The 14,104-nt window shown below is 63.3% G+C and carries 13 protein-coding genes; 5 read left to right on the top strand and 8 right to left on the bottom strand.

Annotated features, from left to right (window positions below):
- Nucleotides 1-161 precede the first annotated feature (161 nt).
- From lnt to miaB, 5 genes are all read right to left on the bottom strand, one after another.
- The gene (gene lnt, locus ACNPAA_RS19300) at nt 162-1,691 is read right to left on the bottom strand and encodes an apolipoprotein N-acyltransferase (protein WP_042014505.1); all 1,530 of its coding nucleotides are present in this window, start codon (nt 1,689-1,691) and stop codon (nt 162-164) included.
- 180 nt (nt 1,692-1,871) lie between these two features.
- Nucleotides 1,872-2,753 carry a CNNM family magnesium/cobalt transport protein CorC gene (corC, locus tag ACNPAA_RS19295; protein WP_010673769.1) on the bottom strand — a complete coding sequence of 294 codons (882 nt, stop codon included), beginning with the start codon at nt 2,751-2,753 and terminating at the stop codon, nt 1,872-1,874.
- Nucleotides 2,754-2,848: 95 nt separating this feature from the next.
- Nucleotides 2,849-3,313, bottom strand: coding sequence for an rRNA maturation RNase YbeY (gene ybeY, locus ACNPAA_RS19290; protein ID WP_039041101.1), 465 nt, complete (start codon nt 3,311-3,313; stop codon nt 2,849-2,851).
- Nucleotides 3,310-4,368 (bottom strand): PhoH family protein, encoded by a 1,059-nt coding sequence (locus ACNPAA_RS19285; RefSeq protein WP_010673771.1) that lies wholly within the window; start codon nt 4,366-4,368, stop codon nt 3,310-3,312. Before ACNPAA_RS19285 ends, ybeY begins: the two co-directional genes overlap by 4 nt.
- A gap of 50 nt (nt 4,369-4,418) precedes the next feature.
- Nucleotides 4,419-5,852: a tRNA (N6-isopentenyl adenosine(37)-C2)-methylthiotransferase MiaB gene (miaB, locus tag ACNPAA_RS19280; protein WP_010673772.1), complete on the bottom strand. Its 1,434-nt coding sequence runs from the start codon at nt 5,850-5,852 to the stop codon at nt 4,419-4,421.
- A gap of 224 nt (nt 5,853-6,076) precedes the next feature.
- On the opposite strand from miaB, the gene ACNPAA_RS19275 reads away from it, so the two are divergent.
- Both ACNPAA_RS19275 and ACNPAA_RS19270 read left to right on the top strand, forming a co-directional pair.
- Nucleotides 6,077-7,240: an FAD-dependent monooxygenase gene (locus ACNPAA_RS19275; protein ID WP_128313184.1), complete on the top strand. Its 1,164-nt coding sequence runs from the start codon at nt 6,077-6,079 to the stop codon at nt 7,238-7,240.
- 140 nt (nt 7,241-7,380) lie between these two features.
- Complete coding sequence (locus ACNPAA_RS19270) at nt 7,381-7,956, top strand: cysteine hydrolase family protein (RefSeq protein WP_128313183.1); 576 nt, start codon at nt 7,381-7,383, stop codon at nt 7,954-7,956.
- A gap of 81 nt (nt 7,957-8,037) precedes the next feature.
- On the opposite strand, the gene ACNPAA_RS19265 is transcribed toward ACNPAA_RS19270, so the two are convergent.
- Nucleotides 8,038-8,919 carry a LysR family transcriptional regulator gene (locus ACNPAA_RS19265; protein WP_128313182.1) on the bottom strand — a complete coding sequence of 294 codons (882 nt, stop codon included), beginning with the start codon at nt 8,917-8,919 and terminating at the stop codon, nt 8,038-8,040.
- Nucleotides 8,920-9,033: 114 nt separating this feature from the next.
- On the opposite strand from ACNPAA_RS19265, the gene ACNPAA_RS19260 reads away from it, so the two are divergent.
- The gene (locus ACNPAA_RS19260; RefSeq protein WP_010673776.1) at nt 9,034-9,258 is read left to right on the top strand and encodes a hypothetical protein; all 225 of its coding nucleotides are present in this window, start codon (nt 9,034-9,036) and stop codon (nt 9,256-9,258) included.
- Complete coding sequence (locus ACNPAA_RS19255; RefSeq protein WP_128296495.1) at nt 9,255-9,926, top strand: HAD-IA family hydrolase; 672 nt, start codon at nt 9,255-9,257, stop codon at nt 9,924-9,926. Before ACNPAA_RS19260 ends, ACNPAA_RS19255 begins: the two co-directional genes overlap by 4 nt.
- A 21-nt stretch (nt 9,927-9,947) precedes the next feature.
- Here the strand turns inward: ACNPAA_RS19255 and ACNPAA_RS19250 are convergent, their stop codons facing one another.
- Complete coding sequence (locus ACNPAA_RS19250) at nt 9,948-11,408, bottom strand: GGDEF domain-containing protein (RefSeq protein WP_244812907.1); 1,461 nt, start codon at nt 11,406-11,408, stop codon at nt 9,948-9,950.
- A gap of 107 nt (nt 11,409-11,515) precedes the next feature.
- On the bottom strand, nt 11,516-12,118 hold the full coding sequence (locus ACNPAA_RS19245) for a nitroreductase family protein (RefSeq protein ID WP_201887857.1): 603 nt from the start codon (nt 12,116-12,118) through the stop codon (nt 11,516-11,518).
- A 290-nt stretch (nt 12,119-12,408) separates the two neighbouring features.
- On the opposite strand from ACNPAA_RS19245, the gene ACNPAA_RS19240 reads away from it, so the two are divergent.
- A complete protein-coding gene (locus ACNPAA_RS19240; protein WP_244812906.1) occupies nt 12,409-13,953 on the top strand; it encodes a sensor domain-containing diguanylate cyclase in 1,545 nt (514 codons plus the stop codon).
- Nucleotides 13,954-14,104 lie beyond the last annotated feature (151 nt).

The following is a 14,104-nucleotide window of genomic DNA, read 5'->3' as shown; positions in this document are numbered from 1 at the left end:
GCGTGAATGAAGTCGAGAGCTTGGTCGATACGCATAAAAAAATCCGAAACCCAACAAGGAGTTTCGGATTCTTACACAGCCTGAGGATCGGTCAATGGATCCTTAACTGATCGGCATTAGCGCCCAAGGGCGCCTCTTTTGTTTATTGGCGTTGTGTGGTCTTAGCCCTTGCGCGCCCAGGGGTGGGCACGTGGGCGCAGCCACAGGGCCAGCCCCAGCAGGGCGGCGGCCAGGCCATACATTGGCCAGCTGCCAAAACGCAGATAGGGGGTCTGGCCGTGGGCGGGGCGTACCTCGGCACGCAATACTCCAGCCTCGAACTGCGGGATCTGGGCGATGATGCTGCCGTCTATCTCGGTGACGATGGTGATGCCGGTGTTGGTGTCGCGCAGCAGCGGGCGGGCCAGCTCGAGGGCGCGCATGCGGGCGATCTCCATGTGCTGCCAGGGGCCGATGCTGGTACCGAACCAGGCGTCGTTGGAGACGGTCAGCAGAAAGTCGGTATCCGGCTGTACGTTGCGGCGCACCTCGTCCGGGAAGATGATCTCGTAACAGATGGCGGCTGCAAACTTGAGCCCCTTGGCGATCAGGTTCGGCTGCACCTCGTCACCCCGGCTGAAGGAGGACATGGGGAGGTTGAAGAAGGGGGCGATGGGACGCAGCAGATCTTCGAAGGGTACGAACTCGCCGATGGGCAGCAGGTGGTACTTGTAGTAGCGGTTCTTGTGCTCGTAGTAGTAGGACTCCTTGCCCTCAGCATCCTGCACCCCCATGCCGAGCACGGTATTGAAGAAGCGCTGCTGTTTCAGATCGTAATGGATGATCCCCGCCAGCAGGCCGGTGTCGTTCACCTTCATCGCCTTGTCCAGGCTCTCCAGATAGGTACCCATCTCCTTCTCGATGGCCGGGATGGCGGACTCCGGCCAGACGATGATGTCGGCATCCTGGTTCTCGCGGCTGAGATCCTGATACTTGCGCACCGTCGGCACCAGGGCCTCCGGATCCCACTTGAGGGACTGCTCGATGTTGCCCTGCACCAGCGCGACCTTGACTGGCTCACCCCGGGTCACCCAGTTGAGCTGCATCAGCCCCTGGGCGGCGCCCACCAGAGCGACGGGGAGCAGCAGCCAGGCCGGCTTGCGGTGTTGCCATACCAGCCAGAGGGCGGAGGCGGTGAGCAACAAGGCGAGGGTGATGCCTTGCACCCCGAGAAGGGGAGCGAAGCCCTTGAGGGGGCCGTCTATCTGGGTGTAGCCGAACCAGAGCCAGGGATAGCCTGTCATCACCCAGCCCCGCAGCCAGTCGGCCATCAGCCAGAGCGCCGGGAAGGCGAGCAGCCAGCGGCTCCAGTGGCGGCCGGCAAAGAAGCGGGCGAAGAGCCAGCAGGCCAGGGTCGGGTAGAGGGAGAGATAGGCGCAGAGCCCGGCCAGCAGCACGAAGGCGGCCGGCAGCGGAATGCCGCCAAACTCCGTCATGCTGACGTGGATCCACCACTGCCCGGGCAGGAACAGACCCATGGCGTAGCCGAAGCCGCGCCAGGCTGCCTGTTTGGGGGTGGCCTTGTCCAGCAGGGCGTAAAGGCCGAGCAGGGAGGGGATCACCAGGGGCCAGTAGCCGAAAGGGGAGAAGGCCAGCACGGCGATGGCGCCGCTGGCAATGGCAAACAGGCTGGTCAGGAGTTTCGATTTCACGGGGGATCGGGGCTCGAATTGGACTGAATGAAAACACAATGGCCGACATCTTAACCGCAAACCGGGTCAACGGCGAGCCTCGCGGTCGGCGTGGGCCCAGGGGCGGTCGCGCGGCGGGAGAGAGGCAAAAAAAGCGCCCCTGACGAGAGGGGCGCGGGATGTGCGTGGGGCTGGGCGGGATCAGGACTCCGGCTGCGCCGCCGCATGATGCTCGGGGATCTTCACCTGCAACTGTTGCAGGCGACGGCGATCGGCGTGCATCACCTTGAACAGGTAGCCGTCGAGTTCGATCTCTTCACCCTTCTTGGGCAGGTGGCTGAAGGCGTGCATCACCAGACCGCCGACGGTGTCCACCTCTTCATCGCTGAACTGGGTGCCGAAGAAGTCGTTGAAGTCCTCGATCTCGGTCAGCGCGCTCACCGAGAAGACCCGCTTGCTGATGCGGCGGATCTCTTCCGGCTCGTCCTCGATGTCGTCGAACTCGTCGTCAATCTCGCCGACGATGAGCTCCAGAATGTCCTCGATGGTCACGAGGCCAGAGACACCGCCAAATTCGTCCACCACGATGGCCATGTGGTAGCGCTCTTCCCGGAACTCCTTGAGCAGGCGATCGACCCGCTTGCTCTCAGGCACGATCACCGTGGGACGCAGGATCTTCTCCAGCTGGAGCGGCTCGCTGGCATGCTGGCCGCCAAAACCGAACGGCAATAGATCCTTGGCGAGCAAGATGCCCTCCACGTGATCCTTGTCTTCGTTGATCACCGGGAAGCGGGAGTGGCCGGATTCGATGATGACCGGCAGGAACTCGTCCACCGGCTGGGACTTCTCGATGGTCACCATCTGGGAGCGGGGGATCATGATGTCACGCACGCGCAGCTCGGCAATCTCGAGCACGCCCTCGATCATGTCCTTGGTGTCCTGATCGATGAGGTCCCGCTCTTCGGCATCGGCGATGACCTCTACCAGATCGTTGCGGTCTTTTGGCTCGCCCTGGAAGAGTTGGCTGAGTTTGTCGAGCCAGGTTTTCTTCGGCGAGCCGGTACTAGGGTGATCGTCGGTCATTTTCTCTCTTGGTTACTCGTATGAACACACTTGAAATCGTTGTGGCTATATGAGGATGGGCATCGGCTGTTTCAAGACGATCACCATCCGGTTCGTTACTCTTCGTCGTTCAGATAAGGATCGGCGAAGCCCAGTTCCTGCATGATGTCGCGCTCGAGCTGCTCCATCTCTTCGGCTTCCTCGTCCTCGATATGGTCATAACCTAGCAGATGCAGACTGCCATGCACAACCATGTGAGCCCAGTGGGCCATCAGGGGCTTGCCCTGTTCGACGGCTTCGGCCTCGACCACCTGGCGGCAGATCACCAGATCCCCGAGCAGGGGCAGCTCGAGACCCGGTGGCGCTTCGAAGGGGAAGGAGAGCACGTTGGTGGGCTTGTCCTTGCCGCGATAGGTGTGGTTGAGCTCGCGGCTCTCCGCCTCGTCCACCAGACGCACCGTCACCTCGGCCTCGGGCTGGAAGCCCAGAATGGTGCCATCGAGCCAGCCTTGCAGCTGGGCCTCGGTCGGCAGGCCGTCCGGGCTGGCGCAGGCCAGTTGCAGATCCAGGGTCACGCTCATTGGGCACTCTCTTTGCTGGTGTTCTCGTTGCGGGGAGTGGCTGCGCTCTTCTCGGCCGCCTGCTGGGCATCGAATGCCTCGTAGGCCTGCACGATGCGGGCCACCACGGGATGGCGCACCACGTCCTTGGACTCGAAGAAGTTGAAGGAGAGGCCATCGACCCCCTGCAACACCTCCAGGGCGTGGCGCAGACCGGATTTGGTGCTGCGAGGCAAGTCCACCTGGGTGATGTCGCCGGTCACCACCGCCTTGGAGTTGAAGCCGATGCGGGTCAGGAACATCTTCATCTGTTCCGTGGTGGTGTTCTGGGCCTCGTCCAGGATGATAAAGGCGTCATTCAAGGTTCTGCCTCGCATGTAGGCGAGCGGCGCCACCTCGATGACGTTGCGCTCCATCAGCTTCTCCACCCGTTCGAAGCCCAGCATCTCGAACAGGGCGTCGTAGAGGGGGCGCAGGTAGGGGTCCACCTTCTGGGAAAGATCGCCGGGCAGGAAGCCGAGCTTCTCACCGGCTTCCACCGCCGGGCGGGTCAGCAGGATGCGGCGGATCTCCTGGCGCTCCAGGGCATCCACGGCGGCGGCCACGGCGAGATAGGTCTTGCCGGTCCCGGCGGGCCCGATGCCGAAGCTGATGTCGTGGCGCACGATATTGGCGATGTACTGGGCCTGGTTCGGGCTGCGGGGCTTGATGAGACCGCGCTTGGTCTTGACTGTGACCTCCTTGCCATACGGCAGGGAAGGGGCGGGTTCGTCGTCCTGCTCCAGCACGCGGGACTCCTGCACCGCCAGGTGCACCATCTCGGGGGTGATGTCGCTCACCTTGCTCCCCTTGAGGGGTTGGGTTTCCACATAGAGGTGCTTGAGGATGACGGCAGCCGCCTCCACCTGGGCCTGCTTGCCGATCACTTGGAAGTGGTTGTCCCGGTAGCTTATCTCGATGCCGAGACGGCGCTCCAGCTGCTTGAGGTTGTCGTCAAAGGGTCCGCACAGGCTGGCGAGGCGCTGGTTGTCGGCGGGTTCCAGATGCAGATTCAGGGTGGAGATGTGTCGGCTCAAGGTGTCCTCTTATCGGTTGTTCCCCCGCCACTGGGCGGGGGAGAGAGTCATCAATGGGGTCTGAAGGCCGCAACGCCCAGATCATCGGGTACGTTGTCAGGACGACGGGCGAGGATCTCGCTCGGGGCCGTGGCGATGCGCAGGTTCATTTCGTCCTCGCCGCGGATGAAGCGGCCGCGCAGGGAGTAGGGGCGTACGTCGGTGATCTCCACGTCGGCGAAGCCGCCGATGAGGCGGTGCGGCCCCTCGAAGTTGACCACCCGGTTGTTCTCGGTACGGCCACTGAGCTGCATGGGATCCATCTTGGAGGGCCCCTCCACCAGGATGCGCTGCACCGAGCCCAGCATGGCGCGGCCGATGAGCATGGACTGGTGATTGATGCGGTTTTGCAGTCGGGTCAGGCGGGCCTTCTTCACTTCCATGTCGACGTCGTCCGGCAGGTCCGCGGCCGGGGTGCCGGGGCGCGGGCTGTAGATGAAGCTGAAGCTCATGTCGAAGTTGATCTCCTCGATGAGTTTCATGGTGGCCTCGAAGTCTTCGTCCGTCTCGTTCGGGAAGCCGACGATGAAGTCGGAGCTCATGGTGATGTCGGGACGCACGGCGCGCAGGCGGCGGATCTTGGACTTGTACTCCAGCACGGTGTGCGGGCGCTTCATCATGGTCAGGATGCGATCCGAGCCGCTCTGGATGGGCAAGTGCAGGAAGCTGACCACCTCGGGGGTATCACGATAGACCTCGATGATGTCGTCGGTGAACTCGACCGGGTGGCTGGTGGTGTAGCGAATGCGGTCGATGCCGTCGATGGCAGCCACCAGGCGCAGCAGCTCGGCGAAGGTGCAGACCTCCCCGTCGAAGGTCGGCCCCCGGTAGGCGTTGACGTTCTGGCCGAGCAGGTTCACTTCGCGCACCCCTTGCTGGGCGAGCTGGGCGATTTCATAGAGCACGTCATCCAGCGGTCGGCTCACCTCCTCGCCACGGGTGTAGGGCACCACGCAGAAGGAGCAGTACTTGGAGCAGCCTTCCATGATGGAAACGAAGGCGGTCGCCCCCTCGGCACGGGGTTCGGGCAGGTTGTCGAACTTCTCGATTTCGGGGAAGGCGATGTCCACCTGGGCACCGCGCCCCTCCTGCACCTGCTTGATCATGGTCGGCAGGCGGTGCAGGGTCTGGGGTCCGAAGACGATGTCCACATAGGGCGCCCGGCTGCGCAGGTTCTCCCCTTCCTGGGAGGCGACGCAGCCGCCCACCCCGATCACCAGCCCCGGTTTTTTCGCCTTGAGCTTCTTCCAGCGACCGAGCTGGTGGAACACTTTCTCCTGGGCCTTCTCGCGGATGGAACAGGTGTTGAGCAGCAGCACATCTGCCTCTTCCGGCTCCTCGGTAAGCGTGTAGCCATTGCTGGCATCCAGCAGGTCCGCCATCTTGGACGAGTCGTACTCGTTCATCTGGCAGCCCCAGGTCTTGATATGAAGTTTCTTGCTCATTGCTTCTCGTGACTGGTTTTGAAATCGGCAGGGTCAAAGGACCGGCCATTTTACTCCGCAATCCCGGTGCTGACCAGTCTGGGGCCGCCCGCCGCCATCAGGGCCGGCTTGTCGTCGGCAATTGCGCATCCCTCTCACTGTTTCTGCCGCCTCCTTGCGTTATCATGCCCCATTCGGTTCGGCCCTTGCCCCTTATCGCGGGGACTCCTTGCAGGAATCAAGTTATGGAACAGTGTGATATCGCCATCGTCGGCGCCGGCATGGTGGGCGCCGCCACCGCCTGCCTGCTGGCGGCAGAGGGGCTCTCGGTACGGGTCATCGAGACCCGGTTGCCCGAGCCCTATGCCCCCGAGCAGCCGCTGGATCTGCGGGTTTCCGCCATCAGTCAGGCCTCGGTGGCGCTGCTGACCCGGGCCGGTGCCTGGCAATATCTGCAGCAGATGCGGCTGTGCCCCTATCGCCGGCTGGAGACCTGGGAGCTGGACGGCTTCGCTACCCGCTTCGACGCGGTGGATCTCGGGCTGCCCCAGCTCGGCTACATCATCGAGAACCGGCTGATCCAGCTCGCCCTGCTGAAAAGGATGGAGGATTTCCCGACCATCCAGACCCATACCCCGGCGGCGGTGACGAGTCTGCGCCAGAGTGCGGATGACGCCGTGCTGACCCTGGATGACGGCACCGAGCTGCAGGCGCGCTGGGTGCTGGCCTGCGATGGTGCCGAATCCCACACCCGGCGACTGGCCGGCATCGGGGTGTCGCGTTTCGAGTACCGCCAGCACTGCATGCTGATCAACATCGACACCGATTTTGCCCAGGAAGACATCACCTGGCAGCAGTTCACCCCGAGCGGCCCGCGCGCCTTCCTGCCGCTGCCGGGCCGCCATGGCTCCCTGGTCTGGTATGACAGCCCGGCCCGCATCCGGGCGCTGGCCGCCATGAGCAACGAGGCCCTGGCCGTCGAGGTGCGCCGCCACTTCCCCAGCCGCCTTGGCGGTTTCACCGTGACGGCCAAGGGGAGCTTCCCCTTGGTGCGCCGCCACGCCAACGACTATCACGCCGGGCGAGTGGTGCTGCTCGGGGATGCGGCCCACACCATCAACCCGCTGGCGGGGCAGGGGGTCAACCTCGGTTTCAAGGACGTGGCCTGCTGGGCCGGGTTGCTCGGCAAGGCGGGGGCACTGTGGCATGAGCTGGCGCTGGCCGGGCGTTACGAGGGGCGACGCCGCCCTGACAACCTGCTGATGCAGTCGGGGATGGATCTCTTCTACGGGGTCTTCAGCAACGAGATAGGCCCCCTCAGGCTTGCCCGCAACCTGGCGCTGAATCTGGCGGACAAGGCGGGCCCCCTCAAGGAGATGGCGCTACGCTATGCGCTTGGGCTGGTATGAGGCAGTGCGTGGCACTGCCAGGTGCCAATCGGGTGGCATATCAATCCGTGTGATGGTGCCAGCCGGTTTTTTATATGGCCGCGAGGAGTGATCCTGGCGGCCCAGGGGCAAAACGGCCTCAGGCAAGGGGGGAGCACACCATGAACAAGGCATTGCTGGTGATCGATTTCATCAACGACATCGCCCACCCGGACGGGCGCATCGCCGCCTCGGCGGCCCAGGTGATCGAGCAGGACGCCATTGCGCACGCCAATCAGGCGCTGGCTCATGCCCGCGCTCACGGCTGGCTGGTGGTGCTCATCAAGGTGGGGTTTGACGAGGGCTATCTGCTGCATCCCAGGGGTTCCCCCATGTTTGGCCGTGCCCGGCAGTTCGGGGCCCTCTCCCTGGCGGACAGCGGCACCGACTTTCACCCGGAGCTCGATGTGCAACCCGGGGATCTGGTGCTGACCAAACCCAGGGTCAGCCCCTTCTACGGCACGGCGCTGGAGCCGGCGCTACGGGCCAATCGCATCGAGCATCTCTATGTGTGCGGCGTGAGCACCAGCTGGGCCATTCAGGGGGCGGTGCGAGATGGTCACGATCGGGACTACGCCATCACCATCCTGGAAGATGCCTGCGCGGCGGCGGATGCCGCAGAACATCAGGCTTCCCTGCGCATGCTCGGTCGCATTGCCGAGATCATCAAGGTCGCGGAGCTGGCGGAACGGGACTGAGCCCGGCCATCCTCTCCTGCAGGCATCTCATGCATCTCATGCATCTCATGCATCTCATGCATCTCATGCATCTCATGCATCTCATGCGGGCTCGGGGTGCGTTTCTCTCACCATGGCGAGGAAGCGATCCCGAATGGGATCGGCAAATTCCGGGTTCCACACCAGGCTGATTTCCCATTCCGACCAGGGGCCGGAGAGAGGGTAGAGGGTCACCTCCTTGCCCGCGATGAACCCTACGCTGCGCGGCAGGATGGCGTTGCCGATACCGGCGGCCACCAGGGCGACCAGGGTCTGGATGTCTTCCGCCTCCTGGATGAGACCGGTCAGCCGGTTGGCACCGAGGAAGCGGGCGATCTGCTGGCTGAGACCCGGACAGCGATGGCCCACCATCTGCAGCAAGGGATCGCGGATCAGCGCCCGCTCCAGGTCGAAGTCCGGCCCTGCCACCCGGGTGGGGACGGCCAGCACCAGCCTGTCCGTCAGCAACCTGTGTTCCCTCAGCTGCGGCGCATCAGGCCGTCGCATGAAGCCCAGTTGCAGCCGACCCGCCAGCAAGTGCTCCTGCTGGATGGCGGAGGTGGTGTCCCGCAGGTGGACCAGCACGTCGGGGGCCTGCTGTTTGAAACGGGCCACCAGGGAGGGGGCCAGTGCAAAGCTGGAGAGCCCGAACCCGATGTTGAGGCGTCCGGCGGCACCGCTTGCCAGCGCCAGGGCATGCTGCTCGAATCCCTTGCCGTGATCCACCAGAGCCCTGGCCTGGGGCAGCAACTGGAGGCCGATGGCGGTCAGCTCGGCCCCGTGGCGGCCCCGGTTGAACAGGGTGCTGCCGAGGGCCTGCTCCAGCCCCTGGATCTGCTTGGTCAGGGCCGGTTGCGTCACAAAAAGCCGGCTGGCCGCTTCCCGGTAGTTGGCACTCTCGGCCAGCATGACGAAGGCCTGCAATTGTCTCAGGTCGAATCTCATTCCATTTGGTTATCCAATGTGGCGATTTATTGATTATAAGTTATCTAGTCTCCTTGTTCTAATGGTCTCGAAACGGGCCTGCTTGCCCGCTGTTCAGCCACAAGGAGTCATGTCATGTCGAGCGAACGCTATCTGTTTTTGATCAAGGGGAGCCTGGTGATGGCTCAGCCGCTGGCCGCACCGGAGACCGGGGAGCTGCTGACCAGCCTGTTGCAGCAGGGGTTCGTCGTCGCCCCCTTGCCGGTGTGGGCCAGCAATGCGGAGCAGGCGCTCGCCTGTTACGAGGCCGCTGCCCAGCGGCAGGTCTTCGCCGATGCGCTGGCGGGGAGAGCCCTGTGAGCGCGGTGCGCGTGAAGGCTGCGGCCCTGCTGCTGGACATGGACGGGACCCTGGTCCACTCCACCGGCGACGTGGAAGTCGTGTGGCGGCGCTGGTGTCAGCACCATGGGCTGGATCCCGCTCCCGTGCTCGCCATGTGTCACGGCGTGCGCTCACGGGAGGTGATAGGGGCCCTGGCTCCCCAGCTGGACATGGCAGTGGAGGTGGCCCTGCTCGACGATCTGGAGATGGAATACGCTGCGGCGCCGATACCCCTGGACGGTGCCCGGCGACGGCTCGAACAGCTGCCGTCGACGCGCTGGGCTCTGGTGACTTCCGCAAGCCGGAGGGTGGCAGAGCACCGGCTGCTGCACGCCGGATTGCCGCTGCCCCGACTCCTGGTGTGTGCCGGTGATGTGGTACGGGGCAAGCCGGATCCCGAGCCTTATTTGCTGGCTGCCAGCCGGTTGGGACTGGCTCCGGCCGATTGCCTGGTGTTCGAGGATGCACCAGCGGGCATCGCCAGCGCCCTGCAGGCGGGTTGCCAGGTGGTGCAGATGGGGGGAACAAGGCGGTATGACGACAGGCTCAAGGGCTGGCTGCGGGACTGGCGCGGGATCGAGATCGAGGTGGCACCGGACGGGCTCCATCTTCATCTGCCCGCCCCGCTGCCGGCAGAGGCAGGATGATGACGACAAGGGGCACGCCATTCAGGCGCCGCAAGATTGCCCGATGCTGGGGGAAGCCTGCTCAGCCGAATAGCGTTCCACCCGGTTGCGGCCATTGTGCTTGGCCAGATAGAGCGCCTGATCGGCGCGAGAGAGCAGCTCGTCCAGATTGAAGGGGCCCTCTTTCTGGGAGGCGATACCGATGCTGACTGTGATGCAGACGGCGGGCTCTGCTCCAGTTTCTTCCCCTGGCTGCGCGACGATTTTTCGCAGCCGCTCGGCAACTGCCATGGCCTGCTCCTCGCTGAGGCCGGGCCAGATGGCCACGAACTCCTCTCCCCCCAGGCGACAAAAGAGATCTCCCGGTCGAAGCTGGTCGCGCACCCGGGCCGCGAAGCTGCTCAACTGGTTGTCACCCTCTTCGTGACCGTGACGATCATTGATGCGTTTGAAATGATCGATGTTCAGCATGCAGACCGCCACAGGGTAGCGCTGCACCGTGAGGTGCTGGAGCAGTTCGTTGGCGGCCGACCAGAAGCCGGCCCGGTTCAGCGCACCGGTCAGGTGATCGTGGTGGGCCAGGTGTCTCATCTCCCGCAGCAGGCTGTTGCGGGCCGCCATGATGCTGGCGGCGGTCAGGGGGGTGAGAGCGATCAGCATGACCCCTATCCGGACGGAGAACATCCAGTACTGGGTCTGGACATCGTGATTGATGACGAGGTGGCCGTTTGAGAGGGCGATCAGGATCAGGGTGCTGTAACTCAGGGTCAGCAGGCTGGTGGCGAAGACGGAGTAGGTGACGGCGCACCAAAGCAGCGCCGGTACCGGGAAGGCGATGGATCCCGGCCCCTCGACGAGCAGGGTGAGCAGCAGGGAGGCCACCAGGCTCAGCAGCGGCATCAATCTGGCCCAGGAGAACTCGGTGCGGTAAAGGAGGGTGCGCCAGGGGGGCACGCTGTCATGGGGAGGCAGTGTCAGGAGCACCGGCAGTATGGTCATGTAGTTCACCAGCTCGCTGGCAAACCAGAAGCCCAGCCCGTAGAGCGGGGGGCCCAGAGACAGGATGGGATTGATGATGGCGCCGACCACGCCGGCGGCGAGGGAGGCGGCCAGGGTGTTTCGCAGCAGGAGCACGAGGGAGGTGGGGCGCCTGAGGAGCTTGTCGGCAGGCGCGAGCCGATGCATCAGCAGATACCCGACGCCGATGCCGGCCAGGTTGCCGCAGGTCAGCAGGATGGTTTTGAACAGGGGCTCGCCGGTGAAGAGGGCGGCGAGAAAAAAGCCCAGTATGCCGCCGGCCCAGCCCGCCGGGGTGGCCAGGCGTGGATAGCGCACCATGCAGCCGAGCAGGACCGCATTGGCAGGCCAGAAGGCCGCCAGCAGGTTGGGGGGGCGGGTGAAGATGCCGATCAGCGAGAACAGCAGTACCAGGGCGGCGACACACAACAGAGCGGACAAGGGCGTCAATGTGCATGAGGTACGTTGGCGTGCGATGTCCCCCATGGGGACCTCCTGACAAGAGAGCGTTTGTTCAGAGTATGGCTGGCACGTGACAAGGGTGAACGAGGGGGAGAGAAGAAAACGCCCCCTGGTGGAGGGGGCGTGAAGGCTTACTTGAAGACCCGGAAACGCACGTCGTCGTCGATGAAGGTCTTGTCGCCGGCAGGTTGCTCTATGCTGCCAAAAGGCATCTGGGCACGAAGCAGCCAGCTGGCGGGCAGGTCCCACTCCTTGCGCACCGCATCGTCGATGAGCGGGTTGTAGTGTTGCAGGGAGGCGCCGATGCCCTCCTGGGCCAGGGTGGTCCAGACCGCGAACTGGGCGATCCCGGTGGCATGTTCGGACCAGATGGGGAAGTTGTCGGCATAGAGAGCGAATTTCTGCTGAAGATCCTCGATGACGGCGGTGTCTTCGAAGAAGAGCACGGTGCCAGCCCCGGCGCGGAAGCTGCCGTTGATCTTGGCTTCACTCTGGGGATAGGCCTCCGGCGGCACTATCTTCTTGAGCTCCGCCTTGACGATGTCCCACAGCTTGTGGTGCTGCTCGCCGAACAGGATGACGGCGCGGGAACTCTGGGAGTTGAACGAAGAGGGGCTGTGCTTGACGGCATCCTTGATGAGGGCGGTCAGCTGGGTCTCGGAGTGGGTCACCCGGTTGCCCAGGGCATAGATGGTACGACGTGCTTTGATCTGTTCGATAAACGGACTGCTCATAACATCTCCTTGGTTGATGAATCATCACCGCCAGCGTTGCCGACAAAGGTCATCTGGCTCCGATTTCTAGAGTCATCGACTATAACACCTTGCGGGCAATAAACCGTCAACGAGGAGTAATGACTGTTTCTACTTTTTATGGATATTCACATGACGGATGTGAATATGGCCGCGAGACACCTTGATATCTTTTTTATCATTAGCAGTGGATGTTAATGACTTCAATCAATATCTTTTGCAGATTTTTAATCTATAAAATTCATCCAATATGACATTTTATAGAGAGTGACATGACGGCGGCGCTGATCAAGGAACGCTATTACATACTGACTCCGCTGTCGTTTCTCCTGGGAGGGCTGGTGCTGATCGCCACCCTGTTGCTGGCGGCAGCCAGCTACCTGAGCAGCATCGACAAGACGGTGGCGGGTTACGGTCACATGCTGGCCGCCCTCGACGCCACCCTGTTCCAGGACATGGCGCAGGACAACCGCCGCCAGCTTGGCGTGCTGGAGGCGTCCCTGGACAAGCAGGCCATCGCTGCCGGGGCATCGGCCATCAATCCCATCTGGGCCATTGCCCATCAGTTCAAGTACGACGCCCACTTCCTCTATTTCTACAACGCGCGCACCCATCGGCTCGACGGCTATCCCGACTGGCAGCAACCGGAGGGCTACCGGGCACAGGCGCGGCCCTGGTATCAGACCCTGTCCGGCGAGGGCGATGATCTCGTCTGGTTCGGTCCCTACCCGGAGTTCGATTCGGCTCGGCAGGTACTGACCCTCATCAAGCGGGTCAAGGATCATGAGGGGCAACTGCTTGGACTGCTGATGGTGGACATGTCGTTCAGCGCCTTGCAGGGGGCGTTGCACCGGGCGGTGGGTGAGGATCCGGTGGCCCTCTACATCACCGAGCGCAAGGGCGGCAAGCTGGTGGTGGGGCACAATTTGTCGCTGTTGCCGCCCCGTCTCGAGCGGGAGACGCAGGCGGCCGGCCTGGACGGGTTCTGGGCAGGTCGCCACCTGCAACACGCTCTGGAGGGGATGGAGTGGGATCTCAACGTCTATCTCCCCCCCTCCCATTTTCATGAAAACCTGCAAGACACCCTGTTGATGGTGGTGCTGCCCGCCCTGGCATTGCTCTGCATCTGGCTGTGCAGCCTGTGGTTTCTGGTGCGGATCTTTCGCCAGGAGCAGGCGCTGGTGCAGGGCTCGCTAAGCGGCCTCATCCAGGATGAGGCGCGAAAGGAGATCCAGCGGCGTCAGCGAACCTGGTTCGTGCACGGCAGCCTGGGGGAGATAGAACAGGTGCGAAACAGCCTGCTGCAAGGGCAGGATGCCCTGCTCCACGACCCTCTCACCGGCATCCTGAACCGGCGAGCCTTCGATCAGCAGCGGGCCGGGCTGGAGCAGGCGGGGAGGCCCTACTGGCTGGTGCTGTTCGATGTGGACAACTTCAAGCGCGTCAACGACAGCTGGGGACACGGTGTGGGGGATGCGGTGCTGTTTCGGGTGGCCACCATCATGGCGAGAACCCTGGGGGATGAGCAGGTCTACCGCATCGGGGGCGATGAATTTGCGGCCTTGCTGCCCTGGGAGCAGGCGGAGGTGGAATGCCGCCTGACCCACCTGCTCGGTCGGGTGAAAGCCCTGAAATGGCGGGAGTTCGCCGACGCCATCACCCTGAGCGCCGGCGGCGCGCGCTATCCGGATGATGCCCTGACGCTGCTCGAGCGGGCGGATGCCTGCCTGTACGAGAGCAAGCACCAGGGGCGGGATTGCTGGCATCTGGCGGCGTCGTCGCCCGTTGACGGGGAGGTTGTGACAGTATCTGTCTGACGGTGATCGCTGCAAAAAAGGGCCTTTGGGCCTAAATAGCTGTTCCGAATAGTAGATCACCGGAGGAAGGGAACTCAGTCCAGTTTGTGCGATCTGATTAGTCGCTAAACAAAACAAGCCACACCCAAAGGACTGAGTTGATGCCTATCCT

Origin of the sequence: Aeromonas sp. PS2Canimalfood6 (genome assembly GCF_048276795.1) — a bacterium.
Lineage (GTDB): Bacteria > Pseudomonadota > Gammaproteobacteria > Enterobacterales > Aeromonadaceae > Aeromonas > Aeromonas caviae.
Note: the sequence above shows the minus strand (reverse complement) of the source record. Positions and strands in the feature narration are given on the sequence as shown.